The sequence below is a fragment of the Streptomyces sp. SID14436 genome, assembly GCF_010548465.1.
Taxonomy (GTDB): domain Bacteria; phylum Actinomycetota; class Actinomycetes; order Streptomycetales; family Streptomycetaceae; genus Streptomyces.
Genome location: NZ_JAAGMD010000284.1, coordinates 1 through 3,490, shown reverse-complemented (window position 1 = coordinate 3,490; position 3,490 = coordinate 1). Strand labels below are relative to the sequence as shown.

3 protein-coding genes and 2 pseudogenes are annotated in these 3,490 nt (G+C 73.6%); 1 reads left to right on the top strand and 4 read right to left on the bottom strand.

The annotated features are described in order from the left end of the window. The 3 genes and pseudogenes from G3I53_RS33760 to G3I53_RS10295 form a co-directional block, all read right to left on the bottom strand. Nucleotides 1-312 (bottom strand): annotated as a pseudogene (locus G3I53_RS33760) (RNA polymerase subunit sigma-70); the annotation flags it as partial. A 17-nt stretch (nt 313-329) separates the two neighbouring features. Then, complete coding sequence (locus G3I53_RS10300; protein ID WP_164333955.1) at nt 330-743, bottom strand: anti-sigma regulatory factor; 414 nt, start codon at nt 741-743, stop codon at nt 330-332. A 256-nt stretch (nt 744-999) separates the two neighbouring features. Further along, nucleotides 1,000-1,260 (bottom strand): UBP-type zinc finger domain-containing protein, encoded by a 261-nt coding sequence (locus G3I53_RS10295; protein ID WP_164333954.1) that lies wholly within the window; start codon nt 1,258-1,260, stop codon nt 1,000-1,002. Nucleotides 1,261-1,319: 59 nt separating this feature from the next. Between G3I53_RS10295 and G3I53_RS10290 the strand changes: the two genes are divergently transcribed. Beyond that, on the top strand, nt 1,320-2,912 hold the full coding sequence (locus tag G3I53_RS10290) for a Na+/H+ antiporter (protein WP_164333953.1): 1,593 nt from the start codon (nt 1,320-1,322) through the stop codon (nt 2,910-2,912). A gap of 152 nt (nt 2,913-3,064) precedes the next feature. Here G3I53_RS10290 and G3I53_RS10285 read toward each other — a convergent pair. After that, nucleotides 3,065-3,490, bottom strand: a pseudogene (locus G3I53_RS10285) (1-aminocyclopropane-1-carboxylate deaminase); the annotation flags it as partial.

The following is a 3,490-nucleotide window of genomic DNA, read 5'->3' as shown; positions in this document are numbered from 1 at the left end:
GGCCGGTGCGGCCGGCGTCTGCCGCGCCTCGCCCTCGGCGTATCGCTCGTGCTCGTTCATGGTCCCGCCCGTCGCCCTTCCCCGAGCGCTCGCCTCGTCCCCCGTCGCCGGCCTCGCACGGGCGGGGGCGTCCCCGTCCCGTCCGGCCGCAGGCGTGTCCCGCGCGGCACCCTCCGGCTGTCCGCCGCCCGGGGGGCCGGTGTCCGCGCGGTCGTCCTCCGGATGCGGCCGGGCCTGCTCGGGAATGCCGTCGATGCCGGCCGGTGTCCGCTCGGCGGGCAGCTCCCGTGTGCCGCGTTCTTCGTCCCGCACCGGCCCGTCCTCGTTCCTCACGCCGGCCCGGGTCCCGCGCCGCGCTGTTTGTAGAGGCTGATCGACACGGTCCTGTCCTCGTCGACGGCGGAGGAGACCTTGCCCGCCAGGGCGGACAGCACGGTCCAGGCGAAGGTGTCCCGCGAGGGGGCGTGGCCGTCCGTGGTCGGCGCCGAGACGGTGACCTCGAGCGAGTCGTCGACGAGCCGGAAGACGCAGCTCAGCACGGAGCCCTGCACGGCCTGCTGGAGCAGGATCGCGCAGGCCTCGTCGACCGCGATCCGAAGATCCTCGATCTCGTCGAGGGTGAAGTCCAAACGGGCCGCGAGGCCGGCCGTGGCCGTACGCAGCACCGACAGGTAGGCCCCCGCGGCCGGCAGCCGGACTTCCACGAAGTCCTGGGTCGCGGGCTCGCCTGCGATCTGGGACACCCTCACCTCCAAGGTGGTACAAGCGTTTCAGGGCCCCGAGGTCGCCCCCGGGTAACGCGCTACGTGGTTCAGCGGTGACGCTATCGCGCTCTCGTCGGTCCTGTCCCCGGGACCCCGACCCTTGCTGTCACTCATAGTAAAACTATGAATACGCTCCGTGGCTAGGGGTCTGCGGGCCCAAATGGGAAGAGCGCGCGCCGCATTGACGTACCCAGACGTCAGACGGTCGAACCGTCCGGCAGCGGGGACCGGCCGGTCATACGAGGACGTGATCGACGAAGCACCACCGCCAGTCCTCCCCCGGCTCGTAGGTGCGCATCACGGGATGACCCGTCTCCCGGTGGTGCCCGGTCGCGTGCCGGTTCGGCGAGGAGTCGCAGCAGCCGACGTGACCGCAGCTGAGACACAGGCGCAACTGGACCGGGTCCGTGCCGTCCCGCAGACACTCGGGACACGTCCGGCTGACCGGAGCCGGTTCCGGGTGCGGCAGCGCGGCGACGTGCGTGCACTGTTTCATGATGGCCAGATTACGACGGGCACGCGGAACACCGCGTGGGACACCGGGGGTGGCCCGACATGGACGTGATGCCGCTGCTGTTGCTGGTGGCCGGCAGTGCCGCGATCGCCTCGGCCGCCCGGCGCCTGCCCGTACCGGCGCCCCTGCTGCTGGTCGCGGCCGGGCTCGCGGCCGGCTTCGTGCCCGGCGTGCCCGAGTACACGCTCGACCCGCACATCGTGCTGCCGCTGATCCTGCCGCCGCTGCTGCACACGGCGGCCACCGACAGCTCCTACCTCGACCTGCGGGCCCAGCTGCGGCCCGTGGCGCTGCTGTCCGTCGGCTACGTGCTCTTCGCGACCTTCGTCGTCGGCTGGGCCCTGTACGAGCTGGTGCCCGGCCTGTCCCTGACCGCCGCGCTGGTCTTCGGCGCCGTGGTGGCCCCGCCGGACGCGGTCGCGGCCACCGCGGTGGCGCGCAGGGTCGGGCTGCCGTCCCGGGTGACCACCATCCTCCAGGGCGAGTCCCTGCTCAACGACGCCACCGCGATCACCGCGTTCCGGGTGGCCGTGGCGGCGGCGGTCGGCGAGAGCGCGACCTGGGCCGGGGGCGTCGGCGAGTTCCTCCTCGCGGCCCTCGGCGGTCTCACCGTCGGCCTGGTGCTGATGGTGCCCCTGCACTGGCTGCGGGTCCGGGTGAAGGAGGCGCTGCTGCAGAACACGCTCTCCCTGCTCATCCCGTTCTTCGCGTACGCCGTGGCCGAGCAGGTGCACGCCTCCGGGGTGATCGCCGTCGTGGTCGTCGCCCTCTTCCTGGGACACCGCGCGTGGGAGGTCGACTTCGCGACCCGGCTCCAGGAGGCCGCCGTCTGGAAGATGGTCGCGTTCGTCCTGGAGTCGGTGGTCTTCGCGCTCATCGGCCTGCAGCTGCCGGTGGTCCTCAAGGGCATCAACGCCTACCACGGCAGCGACGCCCTCTGGTACGCGCTGGCCGTGTTCGCGGTGGTCGTGGCGGCCCGGTTCGTGTGGGTCTACCCGGCGGTCTGCCTCCCTCCGCTGCTGTCGGCGCGGATCCGGGCACGCGAGGGGAACCCCGGCTGGCGGATGCCGTTCGTGATCGCCTGGGCCGGGATGCGCGGCGTCGTCTCCCTGGCCATCGCGTTCTCCATCCCGCACACCGCCGACGGCGGCGACTTCCCCCAGCGCGACCTGCTGCTCTTCCTGACCTTCACCACCGTCATCGGCACCCTGGTCGTCCAGGGCGTCAGCCTGCCCCTGCTCATCCGGCTGCTGCGGTTCCCCGGGCGGGACGGCCGGACGGAGACCCTGGCCGAGGCCAACGCGCAGGCCCAGGCCTCCCGGGCGGCCGAGCAGCGCCTCGACGAGCTCCTCGCGGACGACCGCAACACGCTGCCGGCCCCGCTCGCCGACCGGCTGCGCGCGGTGGTGGAACGCCGCCGGGACTCCGTCTGGGAGCGCCTGGGGCAGGCCAACCCGATCACCGGGGAATCCGTCGACGACACCTACCGGCGGCTGTCGCGCGAGATGATCAGCGCGGAGCGCGACGTGTTCGTCCGGCTCCGCGACGGGCGCTACATCGACGACGAGATGCTGCGCACGCTGCTGCGCCGCCTCGACCTGGAGGAGGCGGCCGCCTACCGGGAGGCGACGTAGCCGGAGCCGTCGTCGACGGGGCCGCGTGCCGGTCCGTGTCCTGCCCGCGGGAGGCCGCACGCGGGCGGACGCGCGTGGAGGCGGACGCGCGTGGAGCCGGTCGCGCGGGGAGGCGGACGTGCGGGGAAGCGGACGCGAGGGGAGGCGCCGCGTCAGGGGAAGGGGCGGCCGGTGATCACGGCGGCGACCGTGCTCCCGCGCGGGAAGGCGCCCTCCGCCGTCAGGGCGACGAGTCCGTGAAGCAACTTGGCGACATAGAGACGTTCCACGGGGAGGCCGTGGCGCTGTTCGAAATCCTGCGCGAACGTGTCGAGTTCGGGTGTGGTCCTGGCGTAGCCCCCGCAGTGGAAGCGCTCGTCGAGGCTCCAGTCGCCGCGCGGGCCGCCGAACGCCCCGGTCTGCAACGCCCGTATGTCCCCGCCCAGGAAGCCGCCCCGCAGGACCGGCACGCCCAGGGCACGCTCCCCGGGGCCCAGCCCGGCGGCCAGTCCGGCGAGCGTGCCGCCCGTGCCGCAGGCCACCGCGGCCACGTCGGCGTGGCCCGCGAGCTCCTCCCCGAGCGCCGCACAGCCGCGGAC

Bases quoted from the DNA above. Each gene is read 5' to 3' on its own strand.
- G3I53_RS10295 (WP_164333954.1), bottom strand. From the start codon at position 1,260: ATGAAACAGTGCACGCACGTCGCCGCGCTGCCGCACCCGGAACCGGCT.
- G3I53_RS10290 (WP_164333953.1), top strand. From the start codon at position 1,320: ATGGACGTGATGCCGCTGCTGTTGCTGGTGGCCGGCAGTGCCGCGATC.